A 17,678-nucleotide genomic window follows, 5' to 3' on the forward strand; every position below is an offset into this window, starting at 1 on the left:
GCATTTTTTTCGGATAGTGAGATTAGGCTTCAGTCCTCAGGAGGGTTCAGAGGGATGCGGGCTTTCATGACCCCGAAAACATTGATGGGGACGATTACGGCCGCGCAGACGAGGATGGTCCAGGCGAGAGCGGTCTTATCCAAAGGCAGGAAGGCCTCCACGAGGAAGCCGATGATGGCCACAGCCAGGAATTTGAAGACCCAGATCATGACGAAGCCGGAGATGAAAGGCTTTCCTTTCAGACCCATCTTTTCCAAGAGGACCATGCTGGTCGGGGTCATCTGGCAGAAAATGCCCACGACTACCAGGCCGCAAAGGCCGCCGACTAAGCCGGGCGTCCCCGAGCGGAACCAGAAGAAGATGGTCGAGGCCAGGGCCAGCAGGAAAAGGGCGGCGAAGGACCAGCGGATGACGGGCAGGATGGCAGTGGTCAGGGGGCGTTTCTCCCTTTCCCTGGTCTGTCGGATCACCTGGTCCATGGTCGGGTCATCCACCGGGGAATCGTCTGTGGTCAGAGACTTCGGAGACCGGCCGTCGCCTTGAGCGGAGTCAGTGGTTTTGGCCGGGACATCCTGTATTCGGTCGTTTTGATCTCGCGCCTCGCCTTGGGCAAGGCCAAGATTCTGGCCGTCGACGTTGCCGGTGCTGTTGATGTCTCTGTTGCGGAAAGCGTTCTCTTCGGTCATGCTTGGGACTCCTGTCTTCGAGGAAGCTGGTCGGCCTGTCCCCTCTCGTCTCCATGACGGGCCTGCGCCTCAGCGAGGCGTCGCTTGTAAGATGGGGCCAGGGTGATGATGGTCAAAGCCGAAGCGATGATCACGAAAAAAATCAGAACATAGCGGACCCGGACGAAAAGGGTCAATACGGAGCTGAAGGAAATCAAAGCGGCCCAGCCCCACAGGGTCAAAACGGCCGACTGCACGCTGTGGCCGATCCGCAACATCCGATGATGCAGGTGCATCCGATCGGGATGCATGGGAGACTGGCCTTTGCTCAGGCGGCGGACAATGGCCAGGACCACATCGAGGAAGGGCAGAAAGAGCACCAGGATCGGCAGAAGTATCGGCATGAAAAGCGGGATATAAAGGCTGGCGTGGATGGCGGTCGGGTCAAGACGGCCGGTCATCATGATGGAGGCGCAGGTGATCAGGTAACCCAGCAGCATGGAACCGGCGTCACCCATGAAGAGTTTGGCCGGATGCCAGTTGTGCAGAAGGAAGCCGACGCAGATGCCGACCAGGGCCACGTCCAGCAGGGTCGCCACTGATGCGTAGCTGGCCGAGGAGCGGGCGATGATGTAAGAATAGGCCCCGAAAGCCAGGCCGCCGATGGCCACGATTCCGGCGGCCAAGCCGTCCAGCCCGTCCACGAAATTGACGGCGTTGATGGAGGCCACCAGGATGAAGGCGGTCAGAGCCATGGAAAGACTGGGTGAAGCGGTGATGAGCCCGTCGCCCCAAGGCAGGGCGACGATCTGCAGCCCTCCGAGGGAAACGAGGACGGAGACCAGCAGTTGGCCGGACATCTTCAGCATCCAGTCCAGGTCGAAGATGTCGTCCAGGATTCCCAAAAGACAGATGAGGGCGGCTCCAAGCAATACGATCCAAATGACGTGGTTCTGCTCGAAAACCGTGGAAATGAAGGGAAGCCGGCTGGCGAAAAGCAGGGAGACGGCCAGGCCGATAAGCATGGAGAAACCGCCCATGCGGGGGGTCGGCACCGTATGCACGTCGCGGGCGCGCACCTCCCCCACAGCCCCGATCTCAATGGCCAGGTGACGGATGAGGGGGGTGATGAGCCAGGTGACGCCACCAGCGACAGCGGCGATGAAAATATACACACGCATCCGGGCGGGACCTCCTAGACAGTTTGTATGGTCATTTTACCGCCCTGACTTTACAGGACGGGGAGGAATGGGAGGGGCAGTGGGAATAGGAGGAACAGTGGGGGCAGGAGGAACAGTGGGGGCAGGAGGAACAGTGGGGGCAGGAGGACCGGGGGGGAGACGACCGGAAGGAAGTCGATTCTCGCCCCCAAGGCCTCGGACCCGGCTCAGAGCCCAAGCGTTCAGGCTCGATTCCGGGACGACCCCCCGTCTGAGGACTTTCAACTGGGGATTGAGCGGCTCTTCGCCCGACAAAGCCTGGGCCATACTGGCCGGATCGAGGCTGATCACAGTGCTGGCCACCGGCCCAGAGGTCGCTCCCCCGTCCAGGTAGAGCGGGACCGATCCGCCGAGTTCGGCTATTGCCTCTTGGACGGTAGTGGCTGATTTATCACCCGAACGGTTGGCGCTGGACGCGGCGACGGGACCGACGAAGTCGATGATCGCCCTCGCTTGCCGACCGGCGGGAAAACGGACTGCCTGCGAACGGTAGCCCTTTTCCTGCCGTGTGGTGACCAGCTGGCAATCATCCTTGACCGGGCAGACCAGACAGACAGCCCCCTTCGGGAATTCGGCGAGCAGGTCCTGGTAGATTTGCGGGAAAATAAGACCGAGCTTTTGCGCCTGGGGAGCGTCCGCGCAGAGAATCTGAACCGATTTCGTCCGCGGCCGGGATTTGGCTTCGAAGATCCGGCCCACCCCCACCTGTGAGCGCGGATCGGCGATGATTCCATAGACCGTGTCCGTGGGAATCACGACCACATGACCTGCGGATAGGAGGTTTTTCACTTCGCCGGCGGTCTGAGGTCCGGCTTGACGAATAGTTGGATGGCGGTTTTGGCGACCGGTCTCATCCTGCTTTCCTGCGTTCATTCTCTTCCCCGTCATATCCTCCATTGCCTTTTCCGTTCCATTCGACTTCATTTTTTCCGCCTATTTCGATTCGGATTCGTATATGGTTGAAGGGCTTTTTCAATCAGAGGAACATGCAAGGCAACCATCATGCCCGGCCCCATGACCGCCAGGAAGAAGACCGACTGGATCCAGTACCGCACGGAAGCCCACAACAGGAAAAGACAGAAAGCATCAATCGCCGCGATCCCTAAAGTCGTTCCCAGGTAGGAAATCGAAAAAATATAAGCGTTTTTCACCGTACTACCGACAGAATTCTCCAGACGAGACTGCACGGGGAAAACCCACCAGAAACCAAAAAGCCAGACAAGAGTCAGTACGACTTTGAAAGGCAGGAGGGCCGGAATCCGCAAGACAAGCCAGGAATAGACCAGCCCAGCTCCCATTAGGGCGAAGGGCAGCCAGATTATCGTGGACTGCTTGAAATTCCGGACGAAAGATCGAGAATAATTCCCGGTCAGCCCTCCGCGATCCTCCTGTGAACGCCGTGCCGTGTCGTAAGCGGCGGTTATGGCCGCTCCGATGGTCACCACTGGAATGGAAGCGATCAGCAGATAGAGATTGATCAACACCACGTCGGTGAACCACCATAAAGCCCGCATGAAACCGGAATCCTGGTCGAAGAAATGTCCCATAAGTATCCAGTCTATTCACGAGACGGATGTCCAGACATGATTCTCTTCTTCCTCGTGTGTACTAAGCCGATTTATTAAAAAAGATAAGCGGAAGATAAAGGGAGATTTTTAAAACTCTGACTTAGTCCACAGAAAGCGAACGAGCCGCGCAAAACCAGCAGACGACTCTATGAAAAGGCAGGCGCGTTAAACACAAAACAGGCATTCAATAAAAAGCGGGCATCCTGCTAATGCAGGATGCCCATTCCATACAAACCGGGAAGTGGCTTAGCGGTCATTAAATTCAATGACCGCGATCAGTCTCTAGTGAGTGGCGTCATACTCCGTCTTCCAACCATCAACGAAGGCCTTCTTCACGCCGTCCCATTTGCCAGTGCCTTGAGCATAAGCGAGCAGAGCGGAGCCGAGGTTATTCTTCCAGTTTTCGGAAGGCATGATGGTGAAGTTCCATGTGACGTCCTTCTTGCCGGACTTGGCGTCTCCCTGAGCGATCTCAACCAGGGGGTTGTCGGACTTGATGGAAGCCATATCCTTGAAGGGGGTGACAAAACCCATGTCCTGGGTCATAGCGTTCTGGCCTTTCTTGGAGGAGACCATCCACTTGAGGAAGTCAGCGGTGGCTTTCTGATCGGCCTTGGAAGCCTTGGAATTGATGCACCAGTAGTTCTCGGAACCGGTAGTCAGACCCTGCTTGGCCTCATTGCCAACACCGATATACAGAGGCATCATGCTGATGTCGCTGGCCTTGAAGCCGGCTTTTTTGAGGTCGGTCCAAGCCCAGGTACCGTTCTGGTAGAAGACGGCCTTGTCAGTGGCGAACTCGGAGGTGGCGTCATCAGCGGTCTTGGAGGAAAGCTGGGTGCGAGGGGTAGTGGAATCGGTCAGATAGAGATCGAAGATGTTCTTGTAGGCTTTCAGGTAAGTCCCCTTGACGGTCTTTGGCTGACCGGTGACGTGGTCGGCCTGCATCTCGAAGTAAAGAGGCATATTGGCCAGGTGGGTCTTGAAACGCCAGTCGGAGCTGGAATCGAAACCGGCGGAAGTGAAAGCTCCGGAAACGCCCAAACCGGACTTGTGAGCCTGGATCTCATCAGCCACGGTCTTCAGCTTAGCGAAAGAGTTGAGCTGATCCATAGACTTGACTGTCGCCCAGGATTCACCGAAGTACTTGTTGAGCAAAGACTTGTTATAGATGATGCCGTAGGTTTCCATGGAGTAAGGCACGCCCTTGACCACCCCATCCTGTTTGAGCGCCAAATCCGCATTCTGCAGGTTTTTATAGACATAGGTGCCGCTCATGTCGGAAGCGTATTTGTTCCAAGTGGACAGGCCGACGGGACCGTTGACTTGGAAGAGCGTAGGGGCGTTGGATTTGGCCATCTCGGACTTCAGGGTCTGCTCATAAGTATTGGCGGCCGCGGTCTGGACAGTCACCTGAACGCCTGTCTCCTTGGTATATTCAGCGGCGATCTTCTTCCATGCATCAGCCGCTTCCGGCTTGAAATTGAGGTAGTAGACCTGACCCTTGCCATTGGAGCTGCCTGAGCTTCCGCAGGCGGCCAACCCGCCCAGCGCCAATACGGATGCGGCTACAGCACCCACGATCCTCGTTACTGCACGATTCATCATCGAACCTTTCCTTTTTTTATGAATCATCTTCTATGGCTCCTGCCTTGTCAGACCGTAACGATGATTCCGACAAATCAGGAACCATTTCATTGTTTCCTCAGAGAAAGGCCGGGGCTAGGGAAAGCCGACGACTTTATGGTCGTTATCTTTCTTCCTACCTTTCCGCCTTCCCTGTCAGGATTGAATGCCGCATGATGGATCCTTGCCACCATACGGCATCCAATCCTACACTTATTTATTTGAACGTTCAAACCCTCGTGTCGTAATCCATACTCGGAGGAAAACAAACTTGACCTCTTCTTTTTCAGGTCGTCCGGCTGCCGCTTACCGACAGCCGGACGACTCGCTCAGCCCTTGACTGCCCCTGCGATTACACCGGAAATGATGTATTTCTGGCAAATCAGGTAGAAGACGATGATGGGGATGATGGCCAGAACCAGGCAGGCCATCATGGAACCCATGTCAACGGACCCATAACCGCCCTTAAGATACTGGACGGCGATGGAAATGGTCTTGTACTTGTTCAGATCCAAAGTCAGATAAGGAAGCAGATAGTCGTTCCAAATCCACATGGTCTGCAAGATCGCCACGGAAATGATGCTGGGCCGCATGAGCGGAATCACGATTCGGAAGAAGGTGTAAGGAACGCTGGCTCCATCGATCATGGCCGCTTCCTCAATGGAGGCGGGCAGTCCCTTGATCACACCCGTGAACATGAAGACGGCCAGACCTGCGCCGAAACCGAGGTAAATGACCCACAGCCCCCAGGGTGTGTTCAGCCCCAGGCTGTCGGAGATCTTGGACAGGGGGAACATGACCATCTGGAAAGGGACGATCATATTGAAGAGGAAGAGGACGTAGATGAACTTGGCGAACCAGTTGTTGACACGTACGATCCACCAGGCGCACATGCTGGTGCACAGGAGAATGAGCAGGACTGATCCGACGGTCACTACCACGGTCCACCAGAAGACGGACCAGAAATTGGTCGCATCTATTCCAGTCGTGTAGTTGGCCATGCCGACAAAGGATTTGGCGTTGGGCAGCTGGAAGGTATAGACCGAGGAAATGTAGGTCTTGGATTTGAAAGAGTTATAGAGAATGATGACTATGGGGAAAACCCACAAGAGGGAAATCAGCGTGAAAATGGTCACCCAGAGGGGCTCATGCTTGACTTTCTGATTCATGCCAGCACCTCCTTGCTGGTGGTCAGACGGTTTTGGATGAGAGCGATGACGGCCACGATGATGAAGAAAATCACGGCCTTGGCCTGCCCTACGCCTTCAAAACCTACACGACCATAGAAGGTGTTGAAGATGTTCAGAGCCAGCATTTCGCTTTGATGAGCGGGGTTCCCGGCGGTCAGGGCCAGATTCTGGTCATACAGCTTGAATCCGTTTGTGACTGTCAGGAAGGTGCAAACCGTGATGCTAGGCATCATCAAGGGAATGATGACCTTGAACATGGTCTGCGAGGGGCTGGCCCCATCCACTTGAGCCGCTTCCAGCACGTCGGTCGGCAAGCTTTGCAGCCCAGCGATGTAGACGACCATCATGTAGCCGATTTGCTGCCAGCAGACGAGGATCACCAAGCCCCAGAATCCGTATTTGGCCGAATAGGTCAGGGATTTGCCCCAGTTTGACAGAATACCGTTGATGATGATCTGCCAAATCCAGCCCAGGATGATGCCGCCAATCAGGTTGGGCATGAAGAAGACCGAGCGGAAGATGGTGGCCCCCTTCATGGCCTTAGTGAACATATAGGCCACGGCGAAAGCCAGGATGTTGATGATGATGGTCGTCACGATGGTGAAAGCCACGGTGAATAGGAGGGAATGCAGAAAAGTCCCGTCGTCCCAAATGTGTTGGTAGTTCGACGCCCCCACGAAAGTTGCATCGGTGATAGTGGTGAAATCACAGAAGCTCAGCCAAACGCCGATGAGAAAAGGCGCGACGAATCCTATTATGAAAGCCACGAAAGTGGGAAGGGTGAATAAGGCCCACCACTTTCTAATCGACTTTCCTGTCATGGTAATCATGAAATCCTCCACTCTACTTTGAGCCTTATATATCCATTTCATTATACACACGTTCTAATTGCCGTAAACATTGGCGTGGCGGCGAATTTTCCAGCAAGCGGAACGAGTTTTGAAGCGCCAGAGGAAATCTCACATGGCGAAACGGATGAGGGCGAAGGCCACAAGCAACAGCGGGTAGGCGAAGAAAAGCATCCATCGGAAGAAAGGATGAGGATAGCACTCCTCGTCGTTGCGAGCGTGGATGAAGAGGACTCCGATGCCGGGCATGAGCATGCCCAAGGCGCCCCACACGCCAGCCGCGTAAGTCATGGTGTTCTCTTTATCCCCCAAGGCGCGGAAGATGAGGACAAAGCCCAGCAGGCTGATCCCCTGGTAGAGGAGCTCCTGACGGAAGCCCAGACGGAAGACGAAGATCCAGGTCAAGCCGATGATGACGGCGATGATCCGCCAGATCCAGCGGGTGAAGGATTCGAAGCGTCCGAGCCAGTCCCAGATGGCGAGGACGAAGGCGCAGACGGCCAAGGCCAGAACCGGGTTCTGGCTGCGCAAATCGACCCAAGTGCCTGAAGACACATAATCGTAAAGAGGCTCGCAAATCAGCCCCAGAGCCAGGAGGAAGCCCACGTAACGAGGTTTGAGCCCCCAATTCTCGTAATGGTCCAGGAAAAGCCAGGCCACCAGGGGCAGGGCCATCCAGGAGGCGGCCTCGCACAGGACGGCCACCGTCAGGACGGGCATGGGGATCTTCCCTAAGGTCAGGCCGTCGTTGCCGACCATGACCGTGGCGACCATCGACAAGGCCATGAAGAGGACCACGAAAAGGCTGAGACGGAAATCGCTGTTGCCTTTATGGATGCGGCCCTTCCGCTTTTTCGGCTCGCTACTCATCGGCATGGCGCTCCTTGTCTCGAAACCACAGAATCTGGCCTAACTGAAATTCCGAGACTGAAATTTGGTTGGATTGACAAATGACCTGAATGAATGTTACTACTGGTGTGGGCATCAGGCATCCGCCCTCACCAGCTCTTCCCCGTGATGAATTCGAAAACGGCCGGGTAATCGGCCCCATCCAGACAAAGCACGGCCCGGGAAGACCCCTCTTCCCGTGAGAGCTCGGGGATGGTTCCAGTCCGCAGGAGAATCCCGTCCACCCCTACTCCCCTGGCTCCCAGGATATCGCAGCCCACTTCGTTGCCTACCATGACCGCCCGACTGGCCGCGATAGCCCGGCTGGCCGTCTCTCGGCGGCCAGGACCGCTTCCCAGCCTATCGGAGCGATTTTCCGACCTGTCCGAGCCACTTTCCGATAAAGACAAGGAGTCGAGGATGCGGCTGAAGAAGCGGGGGGATGGCTTCTTGAAGCCGACCTGTGAGGAGAGGAAGATCTGGTCAAAGGAATCTTTGAGCGGTTCCATCTCCTGCTCGGTGAAAAGAAGCTGGGCGTTGGAAGCCAGGATGGTCATCACCCCCTCTTGCCTCAATCGCGCGAGGAGGTCGACGGCTTGAGGAAAGACCGCCAACTTCGAACGAGACCGGCGGCGGAAGAAGACGGCCGCGTCCGCGATCAGGCTGTGTATCTCCCGCTCCTCACGACCTGGCCCTACATCGAATCCGAAATCAGCCAAGGTTTTCCTGTAGACCGGCTCCAGGTCGATCTCGATTTCCTCGGTGTCCACCGACGGGTCGGAAGCCTCCCGATGGGCCAGCTCCTCTCTCTGCCTCATCTTCAGTTTGTCTTCCAAAGCGGATGCGGACGCCAAAGCAGGCGGCTTCGCGTGGCCCCCGGGCCAACCAGTGAGCCGGTCGGCCAGATAGCGGTGAAAGTCCTCCCACAGGCCGGGGTCGCCTTCGTCGGTGCGGATGTCCACCAAAGTCCCATAGAGGTCGAAAAGGGCATAAGAATAAGTCATGAGTCCATCTTCCTCGGGAAGGATCCCGGCCGACCGCGCGAACGCGAAAACGAAACGGCCGGCCGAGTCCTCCCGTCAGCCAAACCGATCAGCCCTTGACAGAGCCAGCCATGGCTTCCTGATAGAAGCGCTGCATGACGATGAAGAGGATGGCGATCGGGATGGAGACGCAGACGGCGCCCGCGGCGAAGCGGGTGTACCACTGGTAGATGTATTCCTTCTGCAACATGTTCCACAGCCCCAGGGCCACGGTCCATCCGCGCTGGTCACGGGCGATCACACCTGCCATCACGAAGTCGAGCCAGGGAGTCAGGAAGCCGGTGATGGCCTGATAGACGATCATGGGCTTGCAGATGGGGACGATGATCTTCCAGAAAACCTGCCAACGAGTGCAGCCATCCAGATAGGCGGCTTCGTCCAAGGAGGCGGGGATGGTGTCCATGTAGCCCTTCATCACGTAGAAGCCCGCGCCGGAGCCGGCCGAGTAGACGATGATCAAAGCGATGATCGTGGTCGAAGAACCGGTCAGCCCCATGGCCTTGAGGATGAAGTAGATGGCAACTACGGCCATGATGGATGGGAACATGCCCAGAATCAGGGCGATGTTCATGAAGGTCTTGCGGAAGTGGAAGCGCAGACGGCTCATGCAGAAGGCCACCGAGAGCACGAAGAACATGCTGATCAGGCAGACGAAGACAGCGATGATGAAGGTGTTCATGAACATCTGGGGGAAGTTCATGACATCCGTCTCCGTGAAGAGCTTCACATAGTTGTCGAAGGTGTAGTGAGTCGGGAAGAAGGTGTTTTGGTAAGCGCCTTGTTCCTTGTTGAAGGACTCAAGCAAGACCCAGACGATGGGCAGAATCCAGATGACGGCCATGATGGCCAGGAAGAGGTGGGTGAGGACGTCAGCAACCACCCTGCGGGTCTTCTGGTTCTTCAGGCCTTCCGCCCTGTTACGGTAAGCGAGGGATGGGTCTTCGGCCGCGCGGCCTGCGACCGCTTCCTTCGCGCGTCCGGCAGTCTGTTCGGCCACCTGGCCAGTCTGGTGAGCGGCCTGGTCGAAGCCCGGCTCAGTTTGCACGTCACTCACTGGAATCCCTCCTCATTCTTGTAGGAGCCGGAGTTACGATAGGTGATCAAAGACACCACCGCCAGGACGATGAAGGTCATGATACCAATCACCGCGCCGAGGCTGTAATTCTGCTTATCCACGGTCAACTTGTAAAGCCAGGTCACCAGAAGGTCGGTCTTTCCGGCCGAAGCGCCGACCGGCGTCGGATCGCCGTTGGTCAGCAGGTAGATGACGTTGAAGTTGTTGACGTTGCCCATGAAGGTGGTGATCAGATAAGGGGTCATCACGAAGAAGAGGTAAGGCATGGTGATCTTGCGGAAGATCTGCCACCAGTTGGCTCCATCGATCTTGGCCGCCTCGTACAGGTCGGCGGGGATATTCTGGAGGATGCCGGTCACCTGCATGATGGTGAAGGGGATGCCCACCCACAGATTGATGACGATGACGGTCACGCGGGCCCATGTCGGGTCGGACAGCCAAGGCAGGGGACCATTGATCCAGCCCCAGCTCTCCAGAAGCCGGTTGATGGCCCCATCCCGCTGGAGCATGGTACGCATGACCAACAGGGAGACGAACTGAGGAACGGCGATCGACATGGAGAAGATGGCGCGCCAGAAGCCCTTGAGTCTCGTCGTCTTCCTGTTGATGAGCATGGCCATGAACAGGCCCAGGAAGTAGTTGAGGAAGGTGGCGAAGAAGGCCCAGATCAGGGTCCAGGCCAGGACGCTGAAGAAGAGCGAGGCGTTGACCGTGGAGCCTGTGCTGGAGAAGACCTGCTTGAAGGCGGCGAAACCGGTCCAGCTGAACTGATCCACATGATCGGCGTCATAATTGGTGAAAGCCATGGAGATCATGAAGATCAAGGGCAGGATGGTGAAGATGAAGATGCCCAGGGTAGGCAGGAACATCATGGAAGTAGAAGCGTTCTCGTTGGCCAAGGACTTGAAGTCCTCGACGATGGTCGGGGCGTGTCCCCGCTCTTTGGCCAGGACTTCGGCCTTGTAGGCGGAGGACATGGCCAGGGACATGACCCAGATGAACAGGAGGACCAGGACGACGGTGATCACGCCGTAAAGGAGGACCTCCACGGAGGGATCGGGGTTCTTGTAGACCCAGAAACCGTTGACCTTGACCTTGACCTGCTTGCCACTGCCCAGCTTGGTCAGTTGGGAGAGATTGTGGGCGCCGTTGGCCACCATGAACCAGATGAAAAAGACCTCGATGGCCAGGAAGGCCAGGCCTTTGACGATCTGCTTGTGGACCAGGTTGCCGAGACCGAGAACGAAGAATGAAAGCTTGGCGATCACGCTGCCCTTCTTCAACGCATGCGCGAAGGAGAAGCGGGAGGGCGCGACGTAATCTTTACTGACTGCTTTTCTTTTCTTGCTCTTCACTGCGGAAGGAGCTTGAGCAGCTGTAGTCACAACCCACCTCCTTTGAGGGTGGAAATTTATAAGCCGATAATTAACGGAAGGGGCGCCAACAGCCAAGCGGCCGCGGGCGCCCCTTGCACTTGTCATCGCTCGGCGGGGCCGCCGAGAGGACTATTCTCCTCTCCGAGGCCCTACCGAAGGCATGCCCGCGGAGAAAGCTACTTCTTGTAGGAGTTCAACCAAGCGGTGGTCTTGTCCGCGCCGTTGCCGCTGTTGACGGACTTGTTGGCCAGGGACTTGCCGAAGGTCTCGCAAGGAGTCCAGAAGATGCTCATCTCGGAGATGATGGGCTGATTGACGGAGATGTCGGACACGGTGTTGATCTGAGCCACGGCGGCCACATCAGCCTTCACGGAAGAATCCTCGGCCAGGGTCTTGTCGGAAGGAACGATGCCACGCATCTTGAAGTGTTCCTGCTGAGCGTCCTTGGAACCAAGGAAGGCGGCGAATTTGGAAGCCCATTCAGGGGACTTGGAGTTCGGGTTGGCCGCGATGGCCTTAGAGCCGGAGAAGGGCTTGATCTGCACGGACTTGCCGTCCAAGGTGTAAGTCGGGGCAGGGGCGGCGGCGTAGTTGTCGCCCAAGGCCTTCTTGGCGTTCTCGGAATCCCAGGTGCCGGAGAAGAAGGCGTCGGCTTTGCCGCTCTGAACGGCGGCCAGACCGGAGCCATTGGAATCATCGGCGAAGTTGGGGTTGGCGACCAGCTTGGTCAGGTAAGCGGTCACAGAAGCCGCCTTGGCGAAGTTGACGCCGGCCTTGGCATCGGAGCCCTTGGATCCGAACAGGGAGCTGCCACCCACGCCCAGGTAGAAGGCGGGCAGGTACCAGGAATTGGAGATGGGGAAGGTCACCTTACCCTTGGAAAGCATGGTGTCGAGGTTCTTGATGTCGCTGGAGGAGAATTTAGACTTGTTGTAGTACATGAACCAGGTGTTGCCAGTGAAAGGAACGCCGTAGAGTTTTCCATCGGTGCCGGTGACGGACTGGATCATGGAATCGCTGTTCTGCTCCTTGACCTGCTTGGCGGCGTCATCGGACAATTCTGCGATGGCGTTGGCCTTGAGGAGGTCTCCCAGCTGATCGTTGGCGAACATGTAGACATCGGCGGCCGCCTTGGCATCGGTCTTCACCTTCTTGGAGGCGTCACCTTCGGGGACGACGACGTTCTTCCAAGTGAACTTGGTGCCGGAATTCTCAGAAGCGAACTTCTTCTCCATGGTCTGCAGCCAGGAGGTGCTCTTCGCCTGATCCTCCTGAGGACCCCATACAGTCAAAGTGACGGCGCCACCAGAGGTAGAAGAACCGCTGCTGCTGCTACCGCAGGCGGACAGGCCGAACATCATGGCAGACGCAGCGACGATGCTAATTACCTTAGTGAGTTTTTTCATAAGTAACTCTCCTTATGTATCCCATAACAATGCGGGATTCTTTTTCCTTCACGCTCAATGGCCAGTCGTCAATGGCTGATTTTGAACGTTCTAAACCAGAATAACAAATGCCTCCTCCTTTTCTCAAGGAACGACACGCCTGTTTTCAGGGAGCAACACGATCAATCCCTTCCCAGACCTTCCTTTGTAGCTTGACCGGCTTAGAATCCAGCCTATGAGCAACGAGGCGAAACAGTGGTTGGAAGACGCCGTCTTCTATGAAATCTACCCGCAAAGTTTTTATGATTCCAATGGGGACGGAATCGGCGACATCCCGGGCATCAGCGTCAAGCTGGACTATATCCGGGACCTGGGCTGCAACGCCTTGTGGATCAACCCCTGCTTCGACTCCCCTTTCAAGGACGCCGGCTACGACATCCGGGACTATACCAAGGTGGCCCCGCGCTACGGGACCAATAAAGACCTGATCGATCTCTTCGGCCAAGCCCACGAAAAAGGCATGCATGTGCTTCTGGACCTGGTTCCCGGCCATACGAGCGAAGAGCATCCCTGGTTCAAGGCCAGCAGCGAAGCCGCCCGTGGCAGCTTCTCCGACCGCTACATCTGGACCCGATCCGCCTTCGAAGCCCCGCAAGGCCAGCCTTTCATCGCCGGCGAGAGCGAGCGCGACGGGGCTTACGTCCTGAATTTCTTCAAATGCCAACCGGCGCTGAACTACGGTTACGCCCATCCGGACAAGCCCTGGCAGTGGATGGCCGGAAGCGAACCGGCCCGCAGGACGGAAGAGGCCATGAGCGAGGTGATCCGCTACTGGCTCTCCCGCGGCTGCGATGGTTTCCGCGTGGACATGGCCGATTCCCTGGTCAAGTTCGACGGGGACGACAAAACCTACACCATCGAGGCTTGGAAACGGATCTTCGCCCCCATCAAGAAGGACTTCCCCGCCGCCGCCTTCGTCTCCGAATGGGGACGGCCCTGGCTCTCCTTCAAAGCCGGTTTCGATATGGATTTCTATCTGGATTGGCGTTGGGACAAGCCGAACGGATATAACCGACTCCTGAGAAACACCGACTCCACCCTGGTCCGCGAGTCGGACCTCAGCTATTTCAACGCCGATTCCCCCTCCTCCCCCATCGATTTCCTTAACGACTATCTGCCTCAATACACCGGCGGCAAGCAAATCAACAAAGACGGCAGCTTCAGCTTCATCACCTGCAACCACGACACGCCCCGCATCGCCCCCCGCTTGCGGCCGGAGGAGATCAAACTGGCCTATGCCATGATCTTCACCATGCCAGGGGTCCCCTTCCTTTATTACGGGGACGAGCTGGGCCTGCATTACCGGAATCTGCCCACCAAAGAAGGCGGCTACGGCCGGACCGGGTCGCGGACCCCCATGCAGTGGACCTCTTATGACCCCCGGACCAACCCCACCTGCGGATTCTCCCAGGCGGATCCCCAGGACCTCTACCTGCCCGTGGACGAGCAGGATGATGGGATCAGCGCGGCGGCCGAGCGGGACGATCCCGATTCCCTCCTGAACTTCGTCAGGAAGCTGCTGGCCTTGCGGCACCGCTACCCCGCCCTCCGGTCGACTTCGGACTGGGAGGTCATCAACGCCGAATCCGGCCTGCGCTCTCTGACCTATCTGAGGAAGGACCCGGAAGGGCAGGACGACATTTCGGTCTGCATCAACCCCGGCAGGAAGGCGGAAACAGTGACCTTCGAGTTTCCCAGGCCCAGGCGGCACAAACTGCTCCTGAGCATCGGAGGCGAACCTGAGGTGGAGAGTCGGCCGGAAGAAAGGACCGATGGGTACGGCCGACGCCCGTCCATCTTCCGGGTGACCTTCCCCCCGCAAAGCGTCTGCATTCATCTGGTATGACGAGGGCTAACCCTCGGCCTTGTCGGCGACCAGGAAGCGGTCCCGCCCGGTCAGGTCCGGGGCTGTATGGGCCTGGGAGAAGCCGACGGATGTAGCGAAAGAGACCAGGGCGTGGGACTGGGAGCTGTCGTGTTCCATGACCAGCAGGCCGCCAGGCCGCAGGAAGGCCGCCGCCCGGCGGACGATCTTCTCCGGGATGACCAGACCATCGTCCGAGCCTCCGTAGAGGGCCACATCAGGGTCGTAATCGCGCACTTCCGGCTGCTGAGGGATCTGGGTGAGAGGGACGTAAGGCGGGTTCGTCAGAACCAGGTCAGCCTGGTCATCGAGCTGAGCCAAGGTCTGAGGCGAAGAAGCGTCCGCTTGAACGAGCTGATAACGGGATTTCAACTCCGGTCGGGACCAGAGGATCTGGTCCCGGTTTTTCCTGGTCCAGGCGATGGCCTGATCATCGATTTCCACCGCGTAGACTTGGGCCTTGCGGGCTTGCAGTTCGGTGACGGCCGCCAGGCCCACCACCCCGCTGCCGGCGCACAGGTCCAGGATGACCGGGGCGTCGATCGCTTGTTCGTCCACCCAGTCCAAGCCAATCTGGACCAAGGTCTCCGTTTCCTGCCGGGGAATGAAGACCCCGGGACCGACGGCCACCGTCAGGTAACGGAAAGGGGCCTTGCCTATGATGTATTGCAAAGGTTCCCTTGCGGCCCGCCGACCGACCCTCTCCTGCAGGTCCTGCAAAAAGGCCCTTTTGCCTTGGAGGGAGCCCTCGGACCCGGCCGGCAAGGCGACGAAGCAATGCCCGGCGGATTTGAGGTCGCCCAAACTGCCGCCCATGATGGAGGCCAAAGTCACGTCCGATTTGCTGACGCCGAAACTGTAGGCGATCAGAATCGCGGCGTCGTTATCCGCCTGTTCAATGCCGGCCTCGGACAGACAGCCGCTGATGGAGTCGATGACCTGACGGACCGGCGTCAGTAGAGTAAAATCCATGCAGGCCTACTCTTTCTGGGGATTCTCTTTCTGAGTATTCCCTTCCTAGACATTTATTCCTTTCCCCGGGTATTCCCTATCCGGGTATCCGGTTGGGGCAAACAAGCGGGTCGGCTTCATGCGGCCTATCCTGCCTCCGACCTAGTCTTGCTTGTTCTGGCTGGCCAGGCGAGCCTCTTCGTCGGCCTTGATATCGGAATCGATGACGGCCTGCAAATCGCCATCCAGAACGGCGTCCAGGTTATAAGCCTTGTAATTGGTGCGATGGTCCACGATGCGGTTCTCAGGGAAGTTATAAGTACGGATGCGCTCCGACCGGTCCAAAGAGCGAACCTGGGAGTGGCGCATATCGGCGGCTTCCTGGGCCTCTTCCTCGTGTTTCATGGCCAGAAGGCGGGATTTGAGCACGCGCAAGGCCGCCTGGCGGTTCTGGATCTGAGATTTTTCGTCCTGCATGCTGACCACGATCCCAGTGGGGATATGGGTCATGCGAACGGCCGAATAGGTGGTGTTGACCGACTGTCCGCCAGGGCCGGAAGACATGAAGATGTCAATCTTCAAATCCTTGGGATCGACCTCGATCTCGTCATCGTCATCGTCAGCCTCAGGAAAGACGATGACCCCGGCAGCGGAGGTCTGAATGCGGCCTTGGGATTCGGTCACGGGAATGCGCTGCACCCGGTGGACCCCGCCTTCGTATTTGAGAGAAGCCCAGACCCCGTCGGCCGGGGCCACGACCCCCTTGCTGCGGAAGGCGATCTGGATGTCTTTGACCCCGCCCAGCTCGGTCATGTTCTGGGACATGATCTCGGTGGACCAGCTGCGCTTTTCGGCGTAACGGGTGTACATACGCAGGAGGTCTCCGGCGAAGAGGGCGGCCTCTTCCCCACCGGCCCCGGCTTTGATCTCCATGATGGTGTCGCGGGCGTCATCGGGGTCGCGAGGGATAAGGGCGGTGCGCAGCTTCTCGGCCGCCTCAGGCAGGTCGGCCTCCAGCCTCTGGGCCTCCTGGGCGAAGCTTTCATCCTCGGAGGCGAACTCCTGAGCGGCTTCCAGGTCATCGCGAATCTGCCTGTAAGACTCATAGGCGGAGACGATCTGCCCCAGTTCGGCATGTCTCCGACCCAGTTTGCGGATCTTGTCCGGATCAGAGGCGACCTCGGGCTGGCTCATCTGCCTCTCGATCTCATGGTATTCATCCAAAGCCATTCGCGCTGCTGGAAAATCATCGGCTGTTGCCATCTGCCGTCCTTCAATCCGCAAATCCTGCGCTTTCGCGAGACCTGCATATCCCTTGTATCATCTCGATGTTTTATCGAGCCGTTTTTATTACACTGCTTTTATCAGACTGTTTTCATCCGGCTTCTGTCAAACCGCTTCAGCGAATAAAGAAAACGCCAGTCCCAAACATGACGGGCATGCTGAAAACTGGCGTTGAAAAGTCTGGCTACTTGTTCTTCTTGCCATAACGGGCTTCGAAACGAGCCACGCGGCCACCGGTGTCAAGGATCTTCTGCTTACCAGTGTAGAAGGGGTGGCAGTTAGAGCACACGTCAACGGTCATGTGACCGGACTTCTCGGTGGAGCGGGTAACGAAGTGATTGCCGCAAGAGCATACGACCTCAGTGGGCACGTACTCGGGATGGATATCCTTTTTCATATGATCTCCTAGGGAACTCAGGGAACCGGGTCGCCATGCCCCAGTGGCAGACGTGAACCGGAAACCTTGAGTGATTGTACGCCTTCATGCCGACTTGTCAAATCGGAAAGTAAATTCAGGTAAGAGCTGAACCAGTTACGCCATGATCGCATAGGCGCCGCTGGGATAGTGAAAAGCGCCAGGAAGACTTTGTTCTTACGTTCTAGTCTTATGGTTGGTTAGCGAGAACCTTATGCTC

General features: G+C 57.3%; 16 protein-coding genes. 1 reads left to right on the top strand and 15 read right to left on the bottom strand.

Features of this window, described 5'->3' with window-relative positions; translation table 11 throughout:
• Positions 1 to 29: 29 nt before the first annotated feature.
• The 12 genes from PSDT_RS05465 to PSDT_RS05520 form a co-directional block, all read right to left on the bottom strand.
• On the bottom strand, positions 30 to 686 hold the full coding sequence (locus PSDT_RS05465; protein WP_006288938.1) for a hypothetical protein: 657 nt from the start codon (positions 684 to 686) through the stop codon (positions 30 to 32).
• Positions 683 to 1,846 carry an MraY family glycosyltransferase gene (locus PSDT_RS05470; protein WP_006288937.1) on the bottom strand — a complete coding sequence of 388 codons (1,164 nt, stop codon included), beginning with the start codon at positions 1,844 to 1,846 and terminating at the stop codon, positions 683 to 685. Before PSDT_RS05470 ends, PSDT_RS05465 begins: the two co-directional genes overlap by 4 nt.
• 36 nt (positions 1,847 to 1,882) lie before the next feature.
• Complete coding sequence (locus tag PSDT_RS05475; RefSeq protein WP_006288936.1) at positions 1,883 to 2,758, bottom strand: L-threonylcarbamoyladenylate synthase; 876 nt, start codon at positions 2,756 to 2,758, stop codon at positions 1,883 to 1,885.
• 47 nt (positions 2,759 to 2,805) lie between these two features.
• Positions 2,806 to 3,432, bottom strand: coding sequence for a YesL family protein (locus tag PSDT_RS05480; RefSeq protein ID WP_006288935.1), 627 nt, complete (start codon positions 3,430 to 3,432; stop codon positions 2,806 to 2,808).
• A 303-nt stretch (positions 3,433 to 3,735) separates the two neighbouring features.
• Positions 3,736 to 5,061, bottom strand: a complete 1,326-nt coding sequence (locus PSDT_RS05485) for an ABC transporter substrate-binding protein (RefSeq protein WP_006291882.1) — start codon at positions 5,059 to 5,061, stop codon at positions 3,736 to 3,738.
• A 347-nt stretch (positions 5,062 to 5,408) separates the two neighbouring features.
• Entirely contained in the window at positions 5,409 to 6,248 is an 840-nt protein-coding gene (locus tag PSDT_RS05490) for a carbohydrate ABC transporter permease (protein ID WP_006288933.1), read from the bottom strand.
• The gene (locus PSDT_RS05495; protein WP_036737545.1) at positions 6,245 to 7,099 is read right to left on the bottom strand and encodes a carbohydrate ABC transporter permease; all 855 of its coding nucleotides are present in this window, start codon (positions 7,097 to 7,099) and stop codon (positions 6,245 to 6,247) included. Before PSDT_RS05495 ends, PSDT_RS05490 begins: the two co-directional genes overlap by 4 nt.
• Positions 7,100 to 7,228: 129 nt before the next feature.
• The gene (locus PSDT_RS05500) at positions 7,229 to 7,993 is read right to left on the bottom strand and encodes a hypothetical protein (RefSeq protein WP_006288931.1); all 765 of its coding nucleotides are present in this window, start codon (positions 7,991 to 7,993) and stop codon (positions 7,229 to 7,231) included.
• A gap of 122 nt (positions 7,994 to 8,115) precedes the next feature.
• Positions 8,116 to 9,009 carry an HAD family hydrolase gene (locus tag PSDT_RS05505; protein ID WP_006288929.1) on the bottom strand — a complete coding sequence of 298 codons (894 nt, stop codon included), beginning with the start codon at positions 9,007 to 9,009 and terminating at the stop codon, positions 8,116 to 8,118.
• An 88-nt stretch (positions 9,010 to 9,097) separates the two neighbouring features.
• The gene (locus PSDT_RS05510; protein ID WP_223293577.1) at positions 9,098 to 9,952 is read right to left on the bottom strand and encodes a sugar ABC transporter permease; all 855 of its coding nucleotides are present in this window, start codon (positions 9,950 to 9,952) and stop codon (positions 9,098 to 9,100) included.
• A 146-nt stretch (positions 9,953 to 10,098) separates the two neighbouring features.
• Positions 10,099 to 11,508 (bottom strand): carbohydrate ABC transporter permease, encoded by a 1,410-nt coding sequence (locus PSDT_RS05515; RefSeq protein WP_006290272.1) that lies wholly within the window; start codon positions 11,506 to 11,508, stop codon positions 10,099 to 10,101.
• 167 nt (positions 11,509 to 11,675) lie between these two features.
• Complete coding sequence (locus PSDT_RS05520) at positions 11,676 to 12,905, bottom strand: extracellular solute-binding protein (protein ID WP_006288923.1); 1,230 nt, start codon at positions 12,903 to 12,905, stop codon at positions 11,676 to 11,678.
• 214 nt (positions 12,906 to 13,119) lie between these two features.
• Here PSDT_RS05520 and PSDT_RS05525 point away from each other — a divergent pair, with 214 nt between their 5' ends.
• Positions 13,120 to 14,790, top strand: a complete 1,671-nt coding sequence (locus PSDT_RS05525) for an alpha-amylase family glycosyl hydrolase (protein WP_006288922.1) — start codon at positions 13,120 to 13,122, stop codon at positions 14,788 to 14,790.
• Between the two features lie 6 nt (positions 14,791 to 14,796).
• Here PSDT_RS05525 and prmC read toward each other — a convergent pair whose 3' ends face one another.
• From prmC to rpmE, 3 genes are all read right to left on the bottom strand, one after another.
• Positions 14,797 to 15,780 carry a peptide chain release factor N(5)-glutamine methyltransferase gene (prmC, locus tag PSDT_RS05530; RefSeq protein WP_006288921.1) on the bottom strand — a complete coding sequence of 328 codons (984 nt, stop codon included), beginning with the start codon at positions 15,778 to 15,780 and terminating at the stop codon, positions 14,797 to 14,799.
• Between the two features lie 141 nt (positions 15,781 to 15,921).
• Positions 15,922 to 17,022 carry a peptide chain release factor 1 gene (prfA, locus tag PSDT_RS05535; RefSeq protein ID WP_006288920.1) on the bottom strand — a complete coding sequence of 367 codons (1,101 nt, stop codon included), beginning with the start codon at positions 17,020 to 17,022 and terminating at the stop codon, positions 15,922 to 15,924.
• Positions 17,023 to 17,227: 205 nt separating this feature from the next.
• The gene (gene rpmE, locus PSDT_RS05540) at positions 17,228 to 17,440 is read right to left on the bottom strand and encodes a 50S ribosomal protein L31 (RefSeq protein WP_006288919.1); all 213 of its coding nucleotides are present in this window, start codon (positions 17,438 to 17,440) and stop codon (positions 17,228 to 17,230) included.
• Between the last annotated feature and the right edge of the window lie 238 nt (positions 17,441 to 17,678).

The organism is Parascardovia denticolens DSM 10105 = JCM 12538 (assembly GCF_001042675.1).
GTDB classification, from domain to species: domain Bacteria; phylum Actinomycetota; class Actinomycetes; order Actinomycetales; family Bifidobacteriaceae; genus Scardovia; species Scardovia denticolens.

What these genes read in the sequence shown, in the direction of transcription:
- PSDT_RS05465 (WP_006288938.1), bottom strand. Translation starts at nt 686, where the DNA reads ATGACCGAAGAGAACGCTTTCCGCAACAGAGACATCAACAGCACCGGC.
- PSDT_RS05470 (WP_006288937.1), bottom strand. Translation starts at nt 1,846, where the DNA reads ATGCGTGTGTATATTTTCATCGCCGCTGTCGCTGGTGGCGTCACCTGG.
- PSDT_RS05475 (WP_006288936.1), bottom strand. Translation starts at nt 2,758, where the DNA reads ATGAACGCAGGAAAGCAGGATGAGACCGGTCGCCAAAACCGCCATCCA.
- PSDT_RS05480 (WP_006288935.1), bottom strand. Translation starts at nt 3,432, where the DNA reads ATGGGACATTTCTTCGACCAGGATTCCGGTTTCATGCGGGCTTTATGG.
- PSDT_RS05485 (WP_006291882.1), bottom strand. Translation starts at nt 5,061, where the DNA reads ATGATGAATCGTGCAGTAACGAGGATCGTGGGTGCTGTAGCCGCATCC.
- PSDT_RS05490 (WP_006288933.1), bottom strand. Translation starts at nt 6,248, where the DNA reads ATGAATCAGAAAGTCAAGCATGAGCCCCTCTGGGTGACCATTTTCACG.
- PSDT_RS05495 (WP_036737545.1), bottom strand. Translation starts at nt 7,099, where the DNA reads ATGATTACCATGACAGGAAAGTCGATTAGAAAGTGGTGGGCCTTATTC.
- PSDT_RS05500 (WP_006288931.1), bottom strand. Translation starts at nt 7,993, where the DNA reads ATGCCGATGAGTAGCGAGCCGAAAAAGCGGAAGGGCCGCATCCATAAA.
- PSDT_RS05505 (WP_006288929.1), bottom strand. Translation starts at nt 9,009, where the DNA reads ATGACTTATTCTTATGCCCTTTTCGACCTCTATGGGACTTTGGTGGAC.
- PSDT_RS05520 (WP_006288923.1), bottom strand. Translation starts at nt 12,905, where the DNA reads ATGAAAAAACTCACTAAGGTAATTAGCATCGTCGCTGCGTCTGCCATG.
- PSDT_RS05525 (WP_006288922.1), top strand. Translation starts at nt 13,120, where the DNA reads ATGAGCAACGAGGCGAAACAGTGGTTGGAAGACGCCGTCTTCTATGAA.
- prmC (WP_006288921.1), bottom strand. Translation starts at nt 15,780, where the DNA reads ATGGATTTTACTCTACTGACGCCGGTCCGTCAGGTCATCGACTCCATC.
- prfA (WP_006288920.1), bottom strand. Translation starts at nt 17,022, where the DNA reads ATGGCAACAGCCGATGATTTTCCAGCAGCGCGAATGGCTTTGGATGAA.
- rpmE (WP_006288919.1), bottom strand. Translation starts at nt 17,440, where the DNA reads ATGAAAAAGGATATCCATCCCGAGTACGTGCCCACTGAGGTCGTATGC.